The 16,389-nt window shown below is 64.4% G+C and carries 17 protein-coding genes; 9 read left to right on the plus strand and 8 right to left on the minus strand.

Translation table 11 applies throughout. From position 1 onward, the window contains the following. Positions 1–42 precede the first annotated feature (42 nt). Both ACVWZM_RS35485 and ACVWZM_RS35490 read left to right on the plus strand, forming a co-directional pair. Complete coding sequence (locus tag ACVWZM_RS35485; protein ID WP_456855758.1) at positions 43–1,158, plus strand: efflux RND transporter periplasmic adaptor subunit; 1,116 nt, start codon at positions 43–45, stop codon at positions 1,156–1,158. Positions 1,159–1,191: 33 nt separating this feature from the next. Further along, positions 1,192–4,272 carry an efflux RND transporter permease subunit gene (locus ACVWZM_RS35490; protein WP_456834982.1) on the plus strand — a complete coding sequence of 1,027 codons (3,081 nt, stop codon included), beginning with the start codon at positions 1,192–1,194 and terminating at the stop codon, positions 4,270–4,272. A gap of 99 nt (positions 4,273–4,371) precedes the next feature. Here the strand turns inward: ACVWZM_RS35490 and ACVWZM_RS35495 are convergent, their stop codons facing one another. Continuing rightward, a complete protein-coding gene (locus ACVWZM_RS35495; RefSeq protein WP_057018399.1) occupies positions 4,372–5,556 on the minus strand; it encodes an acyltransferase family protein in 1,185 nt (394 codons plus the stop codon). Positions 5,557–5,743: 187 nt separating this feature from the next. On the opposite strand from ACVWZM_RS35495, the gene ACVWZM_RS35500 reads away from it, so the two are divergent. Continuing rightward, positions 5,744–5,917: a DUF1328 domain-containing protein gene (locus ACVWZM_RS35500; protein ID WP_024582607.1), complete on the plus strand. Its 174-nt coding sequence runs from the start codon at positions 5,744–5,746 to the stop codon at positions 5,915–5,917. A 122-nt stretch (positions 5,918–6,039) separates the two neighbouring features. Here the strand turns inward: ACVWZM_RS35500 and ACVWZM_RS35505 are convergent, their stop codons facing one another. Next, positions 6,040–6,399 carry a DUF427 domain-containing protein gene (locus tag ACVWZM_RS35505; RefSeq protein ID WP_456834983.1) on the minus strand — a complete coding sequence of 120 codons (360 nt, stop codon included), beginning with the start codon at positions 6,397–6,399 and terminating at the stop codon, positions 6,040–6,042. Positions 6,400–6,586: 187 nt separating this feature from the next. On the opposite strand from ACVWZM_RS35505, the gene ACVWZM_RS35510 reads away from it, so the two are divergent. Next, positions 6,587–6,823 (plus strand): BolA family protein, encoded by a 237-nt coding sequence (locus tag ACVWZM_RS35510; RefSeq protein ID WP_016843470.1) that lies wholly within the window; start codon positions 6,587–6,589, stop codon positions 6,821–6,823. A gap of 32 nt (positions 6,824–6,855) precedes the next feature. Beyond that, positions 6,856–8,037: a low temperature requirement protein A gene (locus tag ACVWZM_RS35515; protein ID WP_076828463.1), complete on the plus strand. Its 1,182-nt coding sequence runs from the start codon at positions 6,856–6,858 to the stop codon at positions 8,035–8,037. Between the two features lie 9 nt (positions 8,038–8,046). On the opposite strand, the gene ACVWZM_RS35520 is transcribed toward ACVWZM_RS35515, so the two are convergent. The 3 genes from ACVWZM_RS35520 to egtB are packed head-to-tail and all read right to left on the minus strand — an operon-like array spanning position 8,047 to position 10,743. Continuing rightward, positions 8,047–8,442: a DUF4345 domain-containing protein gene (locus ACVWZM_RS35520; RefSeq protein WP_076828465.1), complete on the minus strand. Its 396-nt coding sequence runs from the start codon at positions 8,440–8,442 to the stop codon at positions 8,047–8,049. A 25-nt stretch (positions 8,443–8,467) separates the two neighbouring features. Further along, positions 8,468–9,436 carry an L-histidine N(alpha)-methyltransferase gene (egtD, locus tag ACVWZM_RS35525; protein ID WP_456814594.1) on the minus strand — a complete coding sequence of 323 codons (969 nt, stop codon included), beginning with the start codon at positions 9,434–9,436 and terminating at the stop codon, positions 8,468–8,470. Positions 9,437–9,489: 53 nt separating this feature from the next. After that, on the minus strand, positions 9,490–10,743 hold the full coding sequence (gene egtB, locus ACVWZM_RS35530) for an ergothioneine biosynthesis protein EgtB (protein ID WP_456855759.1): 1,254 nt from the start codon (positions 10,741–10,743) through the stop codon (positions 9,490–9,492). Positions 10,744–11,035: 292 nt separating this feature from the next. Between egtB and grxD the strand changes: the two genes are divergently transcribed. The 4 genes from grxD to ACVWZM_RS35550 all read left to right on the plus strand — a co-directional run bounded on the left by grxD (position 11,036) and on the right by ACVWZM_RS35550 (position 14,615). Beyond that, positions 11,036–11,368 carry a Grx4 family monothiol glutaredoxin gene (grxD, locus tag ACVWZM_RS35535; RefSeq protein ID WP_016843475.1) on the plus strand — a complete coding sequence of 111 codons (333 nt, stop codon included), beginning with the start codon at positions 11,036–11,038 and terminating at the stop codon, positions 11,366–11,368. Beyond that, entirely contained in the window at positions 11,365–11,916 is a 552-nt protein-coding gene (locus ACVWZM_RS35540; protein WP_057018462.1) for an O-acetyl-ADP-ribose deacetylase, read from the plus strand. The genes grxD and ACVWZM_RS35540 overlap by 4 nt, the downstream gene beginning before the upstream one ends. A gap of 49 nt (positions 11,917–11,965) precedes the next feature. Next, positions 11,966–13,249, plus strand: coding sequence for a serine hydrolase domain-containing protein (locus ACVWZM_RS35545; protein ID WP_076828470.1), 1,284 nt, complete (start codon positions 11,966–11,968; stop codon positions 13,247–13,249). A 103-nt stretch (positions 13,250–13,352) separates the two neighbouring features. After that, positions 13,353–14,615 carry a serine hydrolase domain-containing protein gene (locus ACVWZM_RS35550; RefSeq protein WP_253641022.1) on the plus strand — a complete coding sequence of 421 codons (1,263 nt, stop codon included), beginning with the start codon at positions 13,353–13,355 and terminating at the stop codon, positions 14,613–14,615. Between the two features lie 51 nt (positions 14,616–14,666). Here ACVWZM_RS35550 and ACVWZM_RS35555 read toward each other — a convergent pair whose 3' ends face one another. From ACVWZM_RS35555 to ACVWZM_RS35565, 3 genes are read right to left on the minus strand one after another with little or no spacing between them, the layout of a single operon-like run. Further along, a complete protein-coding gene (locus tag ACVWZM_RS35555; protein WP_076828474.1) occupies positions 14,667–15,734 on the minus strand; it encodes a threonine aldolase family protein in 1,068 nt (355 codons plus the stop codon). A gap of 39 nt (positions 15,735–15,773) precedes the next feature. Next, positions 15,774–16,070, minus strand: a complete 297-nt coding sequence (locus tag ACVWZM_RS35560) for a type II toxin-antitoxin system RelE/ParE family toxin (RefSeq protein WP_076828475.1) — start codon at positions 16,068–16,070, stop codon at positions 15,774–15,776. Then, a complete protein-coding gene (locus ACVWZM_RS35565) occupies positions 16,049–16,276 on the minus strand; it encodes a hypothetical protein (RefSeq protein WP_076828477.1) in 228 nt (75 codons plus the stop codon). The genes ACVWZM_RS35560 and ACVWZM_RS35565 overlap by 22 nt, the downstream gene beginning before the upstream one ends. Positions 16,277–16,389: the final 113 nt, after the last annotated feature.

The raw sequence follows: 16,389 nt of genomic DNA on the forward strand, positions 1-16,389 counted from the left end.
AAGCTTCCGGCCGACACGCCGGGGTTTGTTCTTGGAAACAATATGCCGTCCGCATCATTTTCGTCGCGCCGCTGGCTCGGGCTTTGTGCCAGGCCGTTCGGCATCACCGTTCTGTTGCTCGCCTGTGCCGCGGCCGGCTTGTTTGCCTGGCGTGCAGGCGGATCCAGCGCCTCGGCCAAGCCCACCGCCGAGGCCCCGCCGACGCCGGTCGCGGCGATGGTGGTGCGGACCGAAACCCTGCCGCGGTCGATCGAGGCGATCGGCTCGCTGCAGGCGGTGCGTCAGGTGATTCTGGCGCCGGAGGTTGCCGGCCGCGTCACCGCGATCAATTTCGATGCCGGCATCGATGTCGCCGAGGGCGCGCCGCTGGTGCAGCTCTATGACGCGCCGCTGCGCGCCGCGCGTGCGGTTGCGGTCTCCAAGGGACGCTTCGCGCAATTGCAGGAGAAGCGCTCGCAGGGCCTCGCGCCGTCCGGCTTCGTGACCCAGGAGACGCTGCAGCAGCGGCAGGAAGATCTGAAGCAGGCCGACGCCTCGCTCGACCAGCTCGATGCCCAGATCGCGCAGATGACGATCCGCGCGCCGTTCGCGGGCCAGATCGGTCTGCGCAAGGTCAATCTCGGCCAATACGTCAATGCCGGCGATGCGCTCGCGACGCTGACCGCGCTCGACCAACTCTATGCCAATTTCACCGTTCCGCAGCAGCGCCTGTCAAATCTGAAGGTGGGAGGCGCGGTGACGATCCGTACCGATGCTTTCCCCGATCGGGTGTTCGAGGCCAAGATCAACGCCATCGAGCCGCAGGTCGCCGAGGACACCCGCAATGTCCTCGTGCAAGCCCTGTTTCCTAATCCCGACCGGCTGCTGCGGCCGGGCCTCTTCGTGATGGTAAGCGTGGTGCTGCCGCCGCAGGCGGACGCCATCGTGGTGCCGGTGACCGCGATCCAGACCAGCGCATCCGGCGAGAGCGTGCTGGTCGTGCGCGACAACAAGGCGGTCGGCGTCGCTGTCAAGACCGGGCAACGGATCGGCGAGCGTGTCGTGGTGGAACTGGGGCTTGCGCCCGGCGATCACATCGTCACCGCGGGCCAGCTCCGCGTCATGCCCGGCGCGGCCGTCCAGACGACCATGGCGGAGACGCCGGAGAAGGGGCGCTGACCCGCGAGCGGTAGGCGACCAAAGGCAAGCATCATGCATTTCACCGACATCTTCATCCGCCGGCCGATTCTGGCGACGGTCGTCAGCCTGCTGATCCTGTTGATCGGCACCGCAGCGATGGTCTCGCTGCCGGTGCGGCAATATCCCAACATGGAGAGCGCGACGATCCAGGTCGACGTCTCGTTCCCCGGTGCGACCCAGGACGTGATGCAGGGCTTCGTCACGTCCGTCATCGCGCAGTCGATCGCGACCGCCAACGGCATCGAGTACATGACCTCGAACTCGACGCTTGGCCTCAGCCAGATCAAGGCCAAGCTGGTGCTCAACGCCAATGCCGACCGCGCCATGACCGAGGTGCTCGCCAAGGTGCAGCAGGTCAAGTACCGGATGCCGACCGGCGTGTTCGACCCTGTCATCACCAAGATCACCGACGGCGCCTCGGCGGTGCAGTACATCGCCTTCACCAGCGACACGCTGACGCCGGCGCAGATCACCGACTTCGCGACCCGCGTGGCGCAGCCGCTGCTCACCTCGGTGCCCGGCGTGGCGTCGGCCGACACCTCGGGCGGATCGTCGCTGGCGATGCGGGTGTGGATCGATCCGTTCAAGCTCGCGGCACGCGGGCTGACCGCGGCCGATATCTCCGCCGCGCTGCGGTCCAACAACGTGCAGGCGGCGCCGGGGCGGCTGCGCGGCGAGATGACCGTCACCAACATCTCCGCGGCGACCGATCTGCGCAATCTCGACGATTTCCGCAAGATGGTGATCAAGACCGGCGCCGGCGGCGGCGGCCTGGTGCGGCTCGGCGACGTCGCCACCCTCGAGATCGGCGGCGAGAACTACGATTCCAACGCACGCGACAGCGGCAGGCCCACCGTCTACATCGCGGTGCAGCCGACCCCCGACGGCAACCCACTGGAGATTGTCGCCGCCACCGCCAAGGTGATCGAGGACCTCAACCGCGTGGCGCCGCCCGGCTTGAAGGTCGCCGACGTCTTCAACATCGTGCACTTCGTCAAGGCCTCGATATCGGAGGTGCAGCATTCGCTGGCCGAGGCGATCGCGATCGTGGTGGTGGTGATCCTGCTGTTCCTGGGCTCGTTCCGTTCGGTGCTGATCCCTGTGGTCACCGTGCCGCTGTCGCTGGTCGGCACCGCCGCGATGATGCTGGCGCTCGGCTTTTCGATCAATCTGCTGACCCTGCTCGCGATGGTGCTGGCGATCGGGCTCGTGGTCGACGACGCCATCGTGGTGGTGGAAAACATCCATCGTCACATCGAGGAAGGGCGGAGCCCCAGCGACGCCGCCTTGATTGGCGCGCGCGAGATCATCGGTCCCGTGATCGCGATGACGATCACGCTCGCCGCGGTCTATGCGCCGATCGGCCTGATGGGCGGCCTGACCGGCAGCCTGTTCCGCGAATTCGCCTTCACACTGGCGGGCTCGGTGGTGGTCTCGGGCGTCATCGCCCTGACCTTGTCGCCGATGATGAGCGCGCAGCTGCTCGGCGAAGCCAACTCGCACGGCCGATTTGCCCGTTTCGTCGAGCATCAGTTCTCAAGGCTGTCGCGTGGCTACGGCCGGCTGCTGGCCGCGACGCTCAAGATGCGCGCAGCGGTGCTGCTGGTGGCATTCGGCGTGCTGGCGGCGATCGTGGTGCTGTTCCTCGGCAGCCAGCGCGAGCTCGCGCCCTCCGAGGACCAGGGCTATGTGTTCACCGTGCTCCGCGCGCCGCAATATGCCAGCGTCGATTACACCACGCGCTCCTCCGACCAGATCGAGCAGCTGTTTCGCTCGTTTCCCGAATACCATGCGAGCTGGTTCATCAACGGTACCGACGGGCAGAACCATGCCTTCGGCGGCATCACCCTGACCGATTGGGACAAGCGCAAGCGCTCGGCCAACGACATCCAGAACCAGCTCTACGGCATGTCCTACGGCGTGCTCGGCGCCAGCGTGACGCCGTTCCAGCCGGCGGCGCTGCCGGCGGCGACCGGCGGCCTGCCGTTTCAGATGGTGGTGCGCTCGGCCGGCGATTTCGCCACCATCTATCAGGAGGTCGAGACGCTGAAGGGGGCCGCATGGAAGAGCGGGCTGTTCGCCTTCGTCGACAGCGATCTTGCCTTCGACAGCCCGACCGCGCGGATCACCATCGATCACGCCAAGGCGGCCGAGGCCGGCGTCAGCATGCAGACCATCGCCGACACGCTCGCGGTGCTGGTCGGCGAGAATTATGTCAACCGCTTCAATTTCTTTGAACGCTCCTACGAGGTGATCCCGCAGGTGCGCCAGGCCGACCGGGTCACGCCGGAAGGGCTCGGAAACTTCAACGTCCGTTCGAGCTCGGGGCAGATGTTTCCGCTGTCGACGGTGATCAAGGTCAACGTCAAGCCGGAGCCGAACCGGCTGCCGCAGTTCAATCAGATGAACGCGGCGACGATCTCGGCAGTGCTGAAGCCCGGCGTCACCATGGGGCAGGCGGTGTCGTTCATGCAGGGGCAGAAACTGTCGCCGGGGATGACCGTCGACTGGCTGTCGGACAGCCGGCAATATGTCCAGGAGGGCAACCGCCTGATCGTGACCTTCGGCATGGCGCTGATCGTGATCTTCCTGGTGCTGGCGGCGCAGTTCGAGAGTTTTCGCGATCCGCTGGTGATCATGGTCACGGTGCCGCTCGCGGTCTGCGGTGCGCTGCTGCCGCTGTATTTCGGCTTCACCACGCTGAACATCTATACCCAGATCGGCCTCGTCACCCTGATCGGGCTGATCTCCAAGCACGGCATCCTGATGGTGAGCTTTGCCAACGAGATCCAGCACCATGAAGGGCTCGACCGGGTCGCCGCGATCCAGAAGGCGGCCGCGGTGCGGATGCGGCCGGTGCTGATGACGACAGCCGCGATGGTTGCGGGCCTCGCCCCGCTGCTCTATGCCGATGGCGCCGGCGCGGCGAGCCGCTTCGCGATCGGCATCGTCGTGGTGATGGGCATGCTGATCGGCACGCTGTTCACGCTGTTCGTGCTGCCGACCTTCTACATCCTGATCGCCCGCGATCATCGCGCGGCGGCCGCCCCGCGGCTGGAAAGCGTGGCGGCGAGGGGCGAGATCGCTGCGTAGGCGTAGGGTGGGTAGAGCGCAGCGAAACCCACCATCTCGATGCACGGCACGAAAGTGATGGGTTTCGCTGCGCTCTACCCATCCTACGGGTTCATCGAACTAAAGCACGTATCTCGAGCCGGGAATCTTGCGCAACACGGCCGTGACCGCCCAGCTCAGCGCCACAGTGGCGAAGAACGCGATCGCGGCCTTGGCGAAGGCCGGCAGATCCATATCAAACAGCCAGTATTGCAGCCACAGCACGATCGGATAGTGCACCAGGAACATTCCGTAGGCGTCGCCCTGCATCCGGTCGAGCAGCGTCGGGCCCGACGATTTCGATTGCAGGAAGTAGGCCAGGATCGCGAACAGGATCGAGGCGCTGAACAGCACATAGAAGGTACCGTAGATCCCGAGATACCAGCCCGGCAGCGGATCGGGGTTACCGATGATCATGCGCTTGATGTAGATCATCACCCACATCAAACAGTAGGGGATCAGCGTGATGCCGGTCCAGAACCAGCGGCGCTCGGTCAGCCGTCCGTGCGCGCTGAGCACGCCACCCTCGAGGTTCGCCGCCCCGATTCCCGCTCCGATGAAGAAATAGGACGCGTACAGCAGCACCCGACTCGCCTGCACCGAAAACGGTCCGAACTCGAACCAGTAGTTCTGGCCGTAATGGACCAGCATCGGCAGGTAGGCGGCGACACTGACGATGACGAGGAACAGCCAGAACTTCGAGGGACGTTGAAATCCCTTGATCGATAGGCGGTTGATCGGATCGAGCAGACGCGGCGACACCCGGTACAGCAGGCTCGCCGTGAGGTCGAAAGCCATCAGGACGTAGACGAACCAGATCGGTCCGCTTGGCCACGGCCCGACCGTCATGGTTTTCCACCAGAATTCGGAGAAGCTCAGCCCCGGCGTCGCGCGCAGCGCGATCGCGTAATAGGCGATCGGAATGACCGTGACAGCGCAGATCACGAACGGCAGGCCGAGCCGCAGCAGCCGGTCGCGCAGGAAGATCAGCCATGGCTTGTTGCCGAGCCCCGGCCAGACGAACAGCCCCGACAGGAAAAAGAACATCGCCATGAAGAAGCTGTCGGTGGCGAGCACCACGCAGTCGAAGCCGATCCACGATGTCGGGTCGGTGTGCCCGAAATAGGTGTAGGGGATCACCGCGTGGTGCAGCAGCACGACCAAGGTCAGGAAGGTGCGCGCGCGGTCCAGCGCGACATTGCGCTTGTGGAGCTTCGGTGCTGCCTGGATGTCGACGGCCGGAGCCGCGTGAGCAATCGATTTCATGGTGCCACCAGCCGGGTCTGCATCCTGATGTTGCAGTCGGGAACCTGATTCAGCAAGGCCCAATCGGCTGGACGGGGGAGTATCGAGGTCGGTCATCTCGGCGAAGCCGTTTCGTCTTTGGAACTGCGGTCGGGTGCGGGCGTTCTCGTTCGACCTGGCGGACACGCGCGGTTATGAGGAGCGGGTAATGACAATTCTGAAATGGGCGCTGATCTTCCTTGTCGTATCGATCATCGCGGGTTTGCTTGGCTTCACCGGCATTTCCGCCGCCTCCGCCGACATCGCGCGCTTTCTGTTCTATGTGTTCGTCGTGATCTTCCTGGTGCTCCTGATCCTCGGGCTCACGATATTCAGGGTATAGCTGGGATCGGGGCCAAGCGCTCCCGACGTCATGCCCGGGCCTCGCCCGGGCATTGCCGTTTTGCAGGCTGAGTCAGCGCGCGCCAAAGGCCGGGCGAGGCCCGTCGCTTGCGGCAGGCGACCCTAGGCGACTTCCTCGATCTTCACCTTGTCCGGATAGAAGGCGAGGTGGCCGGCGATCTCGGTCATCGCCGGGAAGGGCTCCTCATAGGTCCAGATCGCGTTGTCCAGCGTCTTGCCGTTGGCCTTGATGCTGAAGTAGGTCGCGTCCCCCTTGTACGGGCAATGCGTGGTCCGCTCGGTGCGGGTCAACAGCTCCATGTTGGCGTCCTGCCGGGGGACGTATTGCACGGCCGGATAGCTCGCTTCCTTCAAGGTCAGCGCATGGGTAGTCTCGGCGATCACGACGCCGTCCGCGATGACGCGGACGCGCTTGGCGTTGGGCGTGATCGTAATGGGATGATCGGGGCCGGGGAGCTTCATGATTCTGCGCCTCTTCTGGTCATTTCGGTGTGATGGCTTGTGACCGATTGATGCAGGTTTAAATCGCTGGGAATGGGAATATAGTGTGCCCGGGATGACCTAGAAGACCCCAAGGGCTAGGTTTTATCCTTAGGTTTATCTGGCCGATCTGGCCCTGATTCGAACGACCTGACGGAGGTGGACTGGGATGCCGATGGACGCCCGTGATATCGAATCGATGATCAAGGCAGCGATTCCCGATGCCGAGGTGACGATCCGCGATCTGGCCGGCGACGGCGACCACTACGCCGCCACTGTTATTTCCGAGTCCTTCCGCGGCAAGTCCCGCGTCCAGCAGCACCAGATCGTCTACCAGTCGCTGAAGGGCCAGATGGGCGGCGTGCTGCACGCGCTGGCCCTGCAGACCGGCGTGCCGGAAGGCTAGGCCCGGCAAAGCTGCGGGCGGGGGCCTCAAGCATGGTGGACAATCCACGCGGTGCGATGTTTCGCGTCATCGTGCCGAACCAGCACAGCCGCGTCACCAATGCCGAGCTGTTCTTCGACCTCGTCTTCGTCTTCGCCGTCACGCAGCTGTCGCATACGCTGCTGCACCACTTCACCCCGCTTGGGGCGGTGCAGGTCACGCTGCTGTTCCTCGCGGTGTGGTGGGTGTGGGTCTACACCACCTGGGTCACCAACTGGCTCAATCCCGAGCTGACGCCGGTCCGCCTGCTGCTGTTCGTGCTGATGCTGGGCGGGCTGTTGCTGTCGACCTCCATACCGACCGCCTTCGAGGGCCGCGGGCTGTGGTTTGCCGGGACCTATGCGGCAATGCAGGTCGGCCGCACCACGTTCTGGCTGCTGGCGACGCCGCGGCGCCGGACGGCGGTGCGCCACAACGCCATCCGCATCCTGACCTGGCTGTCCTGCTCGGCCGTGCTGTGGATTCTCGGCGGATTCGCCGAGCACGAGACGCGGATGTGGCTCTGGATTGCGGCGCTGACCATCGAATATATCGCGCCGGCCGCGCGGTTCTGGACCCCTGGGCTCGGCTTTTCCTCGATCGAGGCGTGGTCGGTCGAGGGCGGCCACATGGCCGAGCGCTGCGCCGGCTTCATCATCATTGCGCTCGGCGAGGCCATCGTGGTCGATGGCGCGACCTTTGCCGAGCTGACCTGGACGCCGGAGAATGTCACCGCGTTCATCTCGGCGCTGGTCGGCAGCATCGCGATGTGGTGGATCTATTTCCACAAGGGCGCCGAAGCCGGCTCGGATATGATCTCCAAGTCAGAGGAATCCGGGCGCGTGGCGCGGATCGCCTATACCTATCTGCACATGCCGATCGTCGGCGGCATCATCCTCACCGCGGTGGCCGACGAACTGGTGCTGAAGCACCCGTCCGGTCATTCCGATCTGAACACGATCGTCAGCTCGGTCGGCGGGCCCATGCTGTTCCTGGTCGGAACCATCCTGTTCAAATATGTGATCCGCAACTTCCTCCAGCTGTCGCACGGCGTCGGCATCGTCGCGCTGGCGATCACGGCCTATTTCGCCCGCGAGATGTCGCCGCTGGTGCTCTCGATCGTCACCACCGCGATCATGATCGTGGTCGCCGCGTGGGAGTCGATCTCGCTGCGGTCGACGGGGGAAGAGGAATAGCGGCGGCCGTTACTTGCGGCCGGCCTTTGCTACCAGGTGCTGCCAATAGACGAACAGCGGTGCGCCGATCACTTCGAGCGCGGTGAAGCCCACGAAGGGCAGCGGCGGCAAGCCGACCATCAGCATCGACAGCAGCCTGCCGATGCCGCCGAGGAAGATGCCGCCCCAGACCACCCGAAACAGCACGCTCTCGCTTTCGATCCGCGGTACCAGCCAGAGCAGCGCGAGGCCGAGACCAAGCCAGACCCCGCCGAAGAAGCGCAGATTGCTGTCGAGCACCGGCAGCGCCGGAACGCCCGCTGAGGCGTAGAGCGGATCGCTGACGCCCAGCATGGTGATGATGCCGGTCAGGATCGGGACCAGGGCGAGCAACGCCGTCGCGATCTGCAGCGGACGCCTGCCCATGATTTGCCCCGTCCTGGTTTGGGCGCTAGTCCGCGACCAGTGCGTGCACCGAGAACATCGTGTTGGCGTCGGTCCAGCTTTCGCGCACCGTCCAGCCCGCGCTGCGGGCGAGCGCGGTGAAGCGCTCGAGCGAGTATTTGTAGCTGTTCTCGGTGTGGATGCTCTCGCCCGGACGGAACGCAAAGGTGTTGCCGAGGATGCGCACGGTCTGCGCCTTGCGACTGATCAGGTGCATCTCGATGCGATGGCGATCGCGGTTGTAGATCGAGCGGTGCGTGAATCCCGACAGATCGAAATTGCCGCCGAGCTCGCGGTTGATGCGAACCAGCACATTGAGGTTGAACCGCGCGGTGACACCGGCTGCGTCGTTATAGGCGTCGTACAGCACGCGCTCGTCCTTCTCGAGGTCGACGCCGATGATCATCTGCGCGCCGTGGCCGAGGATTTTTCGCGCGCTGCGCAGGAAGGCCAAGGCCTCGCTCGGCTCGAAATTGCCGAGCGTCGAGCCGGGGAAGAAGCCGACCTTCGGCATCGTGGCGACGGCCTCGGGCAGCGTGAACGGCGTGGTGAAATCGGCAGCGACCGGGTAGATGCCGAGGCGAGGGAAATCCTTCCGCAGCCCGTCGGCCTGGGCTTTCAGGAAATCGCCTGAGATATCGACCGGCGCATAGGCTGCGAATTCGCAATGCTCGAGCAGCAGGCGCACCTTGGTGGTCGCGCCAGCGCCGAACTCGACCAGCGCCGCGCCGTCAGGGATGATCGCGGCGATCTCGTCGCCGCGGTCGCGCAGGATGCCAAGCTCGGTGCGCGTTGGATAATATTCCGGCAGCACCGTGATCTGCTCGAACAGCTCGGAGCCGGTGGCGTCGTAGAAATATTTCGGCGACAGCCGTTTCGGGTGACGGGCGAGATCGCCAATCACGTCGCCGGCAAACACCGATGTCGCTTCGTCGAACGGATACGCTTTGGCCAAAGCGGCGGCATGCACATTCATGATACTCTCCCGAACGCGCTTACCGACGCGTTATTGATGTCGACAGGACTCAATCAGGCATAGTCTGCGAGGCGTAACCCCGTGAATTGCCAGCGATGGTGTGGATAGAAGAAGTTGCGATAGGTGACGCGGCTGTGACCTGAAGGCGTCGCCAGCGACGAGCCGCGCAGCACGAGCTGGTTGACCATGAACTTGCCGTTGTACTCACCGAGCGCGCCTTCGATCGCGCGGTAGCCCGGATAGGGCGAATAGGAGCTACGGGTCCATTGCCAGACGATGCCGTAGGCGTCGTTGAGCAGGCCGGCGCGCGCGGCGACCTCCCATTCCATCTCGGTCGGCAGGTGCCTGCCGGCCCATCGGGCGAAGGCGTCGGCCTCGTAATAGCTGACGTGGCAAACCGGCGCTGACGGATCGATCGGCTGCAGGCCGCCGAGCGTCATGAGCTTCCATTCGCCGTCGATCTCGCGCCAATGGCCGGGTGCCTGCCAGCCCTCGTTGCTCACGGTGCCGAAGCCATCCATCAGCCACAGCGTGGCGGTGGAATAGCCGCCGTCCTTCATGAAGGCGAGCCAGTCGGCATTGGTGACGAGGTTCTTCGCAAGCTTGACCGGGCCGACCAAGGCGCGATGCGCGGGCTTCTCATTGTCGAAATGGAAGCTGTCCTCGCCATGGCCGACGGTGTGGATGCCTTCGTTGAGCGTCACCCATTCCTCAGGCCCGTGCTGCGACGCCGGGAAGCGCCACGCCGGATCGTAGGCCGGCGGGATCGGGTTCTGCGCGAAGGCATGCAGGATGTCGGTGTACATCAGCTCCTGATGCTGCTGCTCGTGATTGAGCCCGACCTCGACCAGCGGCACCAGCGCCTCGAGCGTGTCGGCGCCGGCAGTCTGGAAGAATTTCACCACCTCGGCATCGACATGGCGGCGGTAGGCGGTGACTTCGTCGGCGGTCGGGCGGGTCAAATGGCCGCGCTGGTGGCGGGCGTGCCGCGGACCGGCGCTGACGTAATAAGAATTGAACAGATAAGCGTAGTCGGGATGGAATGGCGTGTAGCCCTTGACGTGCTCGCCGAGCAGGAACTGCTCGAAGAACCAGGTGGTATGGGCGCGGTGCCATTTGGCTGGGCTCGCGTCCGGTATCGACTGGATCAGCTGGTCTTCGGGCGACAGCGGTGCGGCCCGCCGTTCGGTCTCGTCGCGGACGGCGCGATAGGCGTCCACCAAGCGCTGGGCGAGCGGGCCGGATTCGGAGGATAGTGACGGGGGGACGGCGGGAAGGGCGGCCGCGGCAGAGGCTGGTTTCGTCACAGGGGTCTCCGATTCAATGGAGAGAACGTTGCTTCGGCAAACTGGTTCCCAACGGACAGTTCGTCCTAGATAGGGGCTCCGTTACGGGAAAAAAGCCTCCCCCCGCGATGATATTGGGGCCGTCAGATAATCCCGGCCCATTTTGGGCGCCCGCAGCGCCCGGTGCATGCCAGATTTCCGCCATTTTGCTTTGGATGCACAATGGTTTGAGCTACATATATAGTCAGTCACGGGTTAGAAGGGTGGGCCGGCCCGTCAAGGCCTGAGAGCGCCGCCCCCGAAGGAAGCGAAAATGAGCATCGAGCAATTCATCGACAACGAAGTGAAGTCGAACGACGTCGTGCTGTTCATGAAGGGCACGCCGCAATTCCCGCAGTGCGGGTTTTCCGGTCAGGTCGTGCAGATCCTCGACCACATCGGCGTCGGCTACAAAGGCCTCAACGTTCTCGAATCCGCCGAGCTGCGCAACGGCATCAAGGTCTATTCGAACTGGCCGACGATTCCGCAGCTCTATGTGAAGGGCGAGTTCGTCGGCGGTTGCGACATCATCCGCGAGATGTTCCAGGCCGGCGAATTGCAGCAGCTGTTTGCCGACAAGGGCATACCGGTCGACGTGGCTGCCTGACCTTGACGGCGCGCCAGATCGGCAAGGCGCGGCTCGAAGTCATCGTTACCGACATCACGACCCTGCGCGTTGACGCCATCGTCAACGCGGCCAATTCATCGCTGCTCGGCGGTGGCGGCGTTGACGGTGCGATCCATCGTGCCGCGGGGCCCGAGCTGCTCGCTGAGTGCCGCACCTTGCACGGCTGCAAGACCGGCGATGCCAAGATCACCAAAGGCTATCGGCTCCCGGCCAAGCACGTGATCCACGCCGTCGGCCCGATCTGGCACGGCGGCATTCAAAACGAGGATGCGCTGCTCGCATCCTGCTATCGCCGCGGCATCGAGCTGTGCCACGCCAATCAGCTGGGCTCCATCGCATTTCCCGCCATCTCGACCGGCGTCTATCACTTCCCGCCGGATCGCGCCGCCGACATCGCGGTCAAGGCCGTCGTCGATGCCCTGGCCGCCGCACCCGGCCTCGCGCAGGTGATCTTTTGCTGCTTTTCTGCCCAAAGCGGCGAGCTTCATCAGAAGGTCCTTGGGGCCTTTGGCAGCCCTTGTGCCTGATGATACCGCCGCTACACTTCCCCGTGATTTCCGGGGAGGGATAATCCAAATGCATTCATTTCGTTTGACGTGCGCGGCCGCGGCCGCCGCGGTGGTGCTGGCGGCGCCGGCGTACCCGCACACCGAGGGCACCTACGAGATTCCGGCGGGTGCGCATTTCAACCGCGACAAGCTCGCCAAGATCAGCGAGTTCTTTAAGAACGAGGTCGCGACCGGGAAGATTCCCGGCGCCATCGTCTTGATCCAGCAGCGCGGCAAGCCGGTCTATCACGAGGCCTTCGGCGTGCAGGATGTGGTCAGCAAGGTGCCGATCACGGACAAGACCATCTTCCGGCTGGCCTCGATGTCCAAGTCGATCACCGCCGTGGTGTCGATGCAGTTGCTGCAGGAAGGGAAATACAAGCTCGACGATCCCGTCTCGAAATACATCCCGTCCTTTGCCAACGTGAAGGTCGGCGTCGAGAAGAAGGCCGAGGACGGCACCAAGACGCTGGAGCTGGTGCCGCCAAAGCGGCCGCTCACGATCCTCGATCTGATGACGCATACGTCGGGTATCACCTACGGCTTCTATGGCGACAGCCTGGTCCGCAAGGCCTACAAGGAAGCCAATATCTACGGCGGAGATTTTGATCTCGCCGAATTCGCCGAGCGGATCGCCAAGCTGCCGCTGCACAACCAGCCCGGCGCGCTCTGGCAATACGGCCATTCCACCGACATTCTGGCGCGCGTGATGGAGGTGACCACCGGCGAGAAGCTCTCGACGATCGAGCGCGAAAGGCTGCTCGATCCGCTCGGCATGAAGGACACCGGCTTCTTCGTCACCGATCCCGAGAAGCAGAAGCTGATGGCCGAGCCGATGCCGAACGACAGCGACTTCCGGGTCGGCCGGGTCAACGATCCGACCAAGGTCAAGAAATGGGAGTCCGCCAGCGGCGGCATGGTCTCGACCATGGCGGATTATTCGCGCTTCGCGCAGATGCTGCTCAATGGCGGCACCCTCGACGGCAAGACCATCCTGAAGCCCGAGACGTTCAAGGAGCTGACGACCGACCGCGTCGGACCGGGCTCCGGCGTCGAGCGCGACTTTTTTTACTTCCCCGGCGACGGCTTCGGCTTCGGGCTTGGGATCGCGGTGCGCACCGATCCCGGCACTGCGAAGCCACCACCGCCCGGCGATCTCGGCGAGCTGAAATGGGACGGCGCCAGCGGCTGCTATTATGTCATCGACCGCAAGCAGGACTTCTTCTTCGTTCTGCTGGAGCAGACGCCGACCGAGCGTCAGCGCATCCAGCGGACGCTGAAGCAGCTCGTCTATGAAGCCATGGAAAACTAGAGCGTTTTCGAGCGAAGTGGATACCGGTTCGCGTGAAGCAGCGCGTTGAAAAGAAGGGAATGACGGCATGATCCGATTCAGGCGGATCGGCTCATGCGCTTGCATGCGTGGGGGCCGCGCGTTCGTCGCGGCACTAGCGTTCGCGTTGGTCGCAACGATTGCGAAGGCCGGCTCCGCGGGGCCGGCCGCGCACAGCTTCTCGGCGGAGGGCCTCGCCAGGGTCTCCGACTATGTCAGGAACGAGGTCGCGACCGGAAAGATCCCGGGCGCGATCCTGCTGCTGCAGCAGCATGGCAAGCCGGTCTACTACGAGAAGTTCGGGGTTCGCGACGTCGCCACCGAGCTCTCGATGAGCGCGGATACCATCTTCCGCCTCTATTCGATGTCGAAGCCGATCACCACGGTCATCGCGATGATGCTGGTCGAGGAAGGCAAGCTCGCCCTCGGCGATCCGGTGTCGAAATATATCCCGTCCTTTGCCGACATGAAGGTCGGGGTGGAAAAGCGCGGCGATGAGGGCAAGATGGCGATGACGCTGGAGCCGCTGAGGCGCCCCATCACCATCGAAGACCTGATGCGCCACACCGCCGGCCTGCCTTACGGCTATTACGGCGGTGGTATCGTGAACAAGACCTACGCCGATGCCGGCCTGTTCAACAACGATCCCGACAATGCCGAATTCGTCGCGCGGCTCACGGCGCTGCCGCTCGCCGAACAACCCGGCACGCAATGGGACTACGGCCATTCCACCGACGTGCTCGGCCGCATCATCGAGGTGATCACAGGGAAGTCGCTGTTTCAGGTCGAGCAGGAGCGGCTGCTCGGCCCGCTCGGGATGAACGAGACCGCGTTCTACGTCGCCGACCGGGCGAAATGGCCGCTGATCGCCGAGCCGATGCCGAAGGATCGCACCATCAGTCCGGTCGCCGACGTCCGCAATCCGCGCAAGCGGCTGCGATGGGAATCCGGCGGCGGCGGCATGGTCGGCACCATCGGCGACTATGCGCGCTTCTCGCAGATGCTGCTGAACGGCGGCAGCTATGAGGGCAGGCGCTATCTGAAGCCGGAGACCATCGCGCTGATGGCGAGGGACCATATCGGTCCGGAGACCGGCGTCGTGCGCGACCAGAACTACTATCCTGGTCCGAATTCCGGCTTCGGCCTCGGCTTCGCGGTCCGCACCTCGGTGCCGGCGAACACAGACTGGCCGCTGGGCGAGTATCGCTGGGACGGCGTCGGCGGCACCTTCTTCTTCATCGATCCCGCGGACGACCTGTTCGGGATCTTCATGGTGCAGACGCCGTCGCAGCGCGGCCGGATCCAGCAGGAGCTGAAGACGCTGATCTACCAGGCGATGGGGCGGTAGAATTCAGCTTCGAAGCCCGGATGAAGCGAAGCGCAATCTGGGCTACGGGAGTTACGCCGCGCGCACGATGTCCCTGACGTGTCCGACCGCTTCCTCGATCATCGCCGCGGTGACATCGAGATGCGTGCAGGCCCTGATCCGGCCGTCCATCATCGCCAGGGTCACGCCGCGCTTGCGCAGCTCGGCGACCATCTTGTCGCCTGAGACGCCGGCGCCGTCGGGCTTGAAGAAGACGAGGTTGGTCTCCGGCGCCTGCACCGCGATGCCGTTGATCTGCGACAGGCCGCGCGCCAGCGCCCGCGCATTGGCATGGTCGTCGGCGAGGCGGTCGACATGGTGATCGAGCGCATGGATGCAGGCGGCGGCGCAGACGCCGGACTGCCGCATCGAGCCGCCGAGCCGCTGCTTCCAGCGCCAGACATCGTCGATGAAGGCGCGGGTGCCGGCGATCACGCCGCCGATCGGCGCGCCGAGGCCCTTGGAGAAATCGATCCAGGCGGAATCCCAGCCCGCCGTCATGTCGCGCGGCGTGATGCCGGACGCCACAGTCGCATTGAGCAGCCGCGCGCCGTCCATGTGGGTGACAAGGCCGTGGGCCTTGGCGGTACGCACGACCTCGTCGAGCGCCGCCTTCTTCCAGATCGTGCCGCCACCGATATTGGCGGTCTGCTCGACGCTGACGAGCACCTGCGGCGGCTGGTAGCGGGTGCGCGGATGCAGCGCGGCCTGGAAGGTCTCAGGCGTGAACTGGCCGTCATCGCCCGGCAGCTGCGTGATCTGGAAACCGCCGAGCGCGGCATGGGCGCCGCCCTCGCGCGCAATGATATGCGCGGTCGCATGCGCCAAAATCTCGTCGCCGGGGCGGCAATAGGCCAGCGTCGCCGCGACGTTGCACATGGTGCCCGACGGCATGAAGACGGCAGCCTCCTTGCCGAGCAGATCGGCGACGCGGGCGCAGAGCTCATTGGTGGTCGGATCGTCGCCGACCTGCTCGTCGCCGACCTCCGCCTTCGCCATCGCCTCGCGCATCGCCGGCGTCGGCCTGGTCTGCGTATCGGACAGAAGGTTGATGCGGACGGGCGGGGCCTTGGGATCGGGCCGGGCAGGGGTGTAGTGCATGGGCTTTCCTCATCGCTCCGCTGGCGTGCGGAATCGCCGCTAGCGTATAGGCCTCCGGGCAGCGTGACGAAACCGCATAATTATGATCTCGGTGGGCGTCACGCGATAGTCGATCAGGTAGGGATAAGGTGTCGCCGAAAGCCGGCGGACGCCTGAGCGGCTTGTCGGGCGCCCTGCGCGCGGCTGCTCTTGCAGCAGCGTGACAAGTGCCAAGATGCGGTCCCGCACGTCGACCGCCCCCTGGGGCGATCGTGTCTCGATATAGGAGAGTGCCTGATCAATCTGAACAAGAGCGCGTCGCGTGTAACGGACGCTCACAGCCCGTGCTTTGCCCACATCGCACGGACTTCCTCGGCCGTTGCCAGCTCGCCGCGTGCAATCTCGGAGTCGGCTTCAGCCAGATCGGCGTCTTCTTCCGGCGCGAGCTGAAGCGGTGGTTGGTCGACGCCGGCAAGCTGCAGCATGATGCGCGCGAGCTCGTCCTGCTCTGTGTCAGGCAAGTTTGAAACTGTCTCGAAGGCCTGTTCCAGTAACCGGGTCATCGGCAAGAAACCTCAACGGGCAGTCATCTGCCAAGTCCCGAATATCATAGTCGTCTTGTGGGCAAACAAAAAGGCCCCGGCAAAACCGGGGCCTTTCGGATATCGCAATGCTG

This window comes from Bradyrhizobium sp. USDA 4501 (assembly GCF_054062115.1).

Coding starts and splice junctions, on each gene's coding strand:
- ACVWZM_RS35485 (WP_456855758.1), top strand. CDS start 43: ATGCCGTCCGCATCATTTTCGTCGCGCCGCTGGCTCGGGCTTTGTGCC.
- ACVWZM_RS35490 (WP_456834982.1), top strand. CDS start 1,192: ATGCATTTCACCGACATCTTCATCCGCCGGCCGATTCTGGCGACGGTC.
- ACVWZM_RS35495 (WP_057018399.1), bottom strand. CDS start 5,556: ATGAAATCGATTGCTCACGCGGCTCCGGCCGTCGACATCCAGGCAGCA.
- ACVWZM_RS35500 (WP_024582607.1), top strand. CDS start 5,744: ATGACAATTCTGAAATGGGCGCTGATCTTCCTTGTCGTATCGATCATC.
- ACVWZM_RS35505 (WP_456834983.1), bottom strand. CDS start 6,399: ATGAAGCTCCCCGGCCCCGATCATCCCATTACGATCACGCCCAACGCC.
- ACVWZM_RS35510 (WP_016843470.1), top strand. CDS start 6,587: ATGCCGATGGACGCCCGTGATATCGAATCGATGATCAAGGCAGCGATT.
- ACVWZM_RS35515 (WP_076828463.1), top strand. CDS start 6,856: ATGGTGGACAATCCACGCGGTGCGATGTTTCGCGTCATCGTGCCGAAC.
- ACVWZM_RS35520 (WP_076828465.1), bottom strand. CDS start 8,442: ATGGGCAGGCGTCCGCTGCAGATCGCGACGGCGTTGCTCGCCCTGGTC.
- egtD (WP_456814594.1), bottom strand. CDS start 9,436: ATGAATGTGCATGCCGCCGCTTTGGCCAAAGCGTATCCGTTCGACGAA.
- grxD (WP_016843475.1), top strand. CDS start 11,036: ATGAGCATCGAGCAATTCATCGACAACGAAGTGAAGTCGAACGACGTC.
- ACVWZM_RS35545 (WP_076828470.1), top strand. CDS start 11,966: ATGCATTCATTTCGTTTGACGTGCGCGGCCGCGGCCGCCGCGGTGGTG.
- ACVWZM_RS35550 (WP_253641022.1), top strand. CDS start 13,353: ATGCGTGGGGGCCGCGCGTTCGTCGCGGCACTAGCGTTCGCGTTGGTC.
- ACVWZM_RS35555 (WP_076828474.1), bottom strand. CDS start 15,734: ATGCACTACACCCCTGCCCGGCCCGATCCCAAGGCCCCGCCCGTCCGC.
- ACVWZM_RS35565 (WP_076828477.1), bottom strand. CDS start 16,276: ATGACCCGGTTACTGGAACAGGCCTTCGAGACAGTTTCAAACTTGCCT.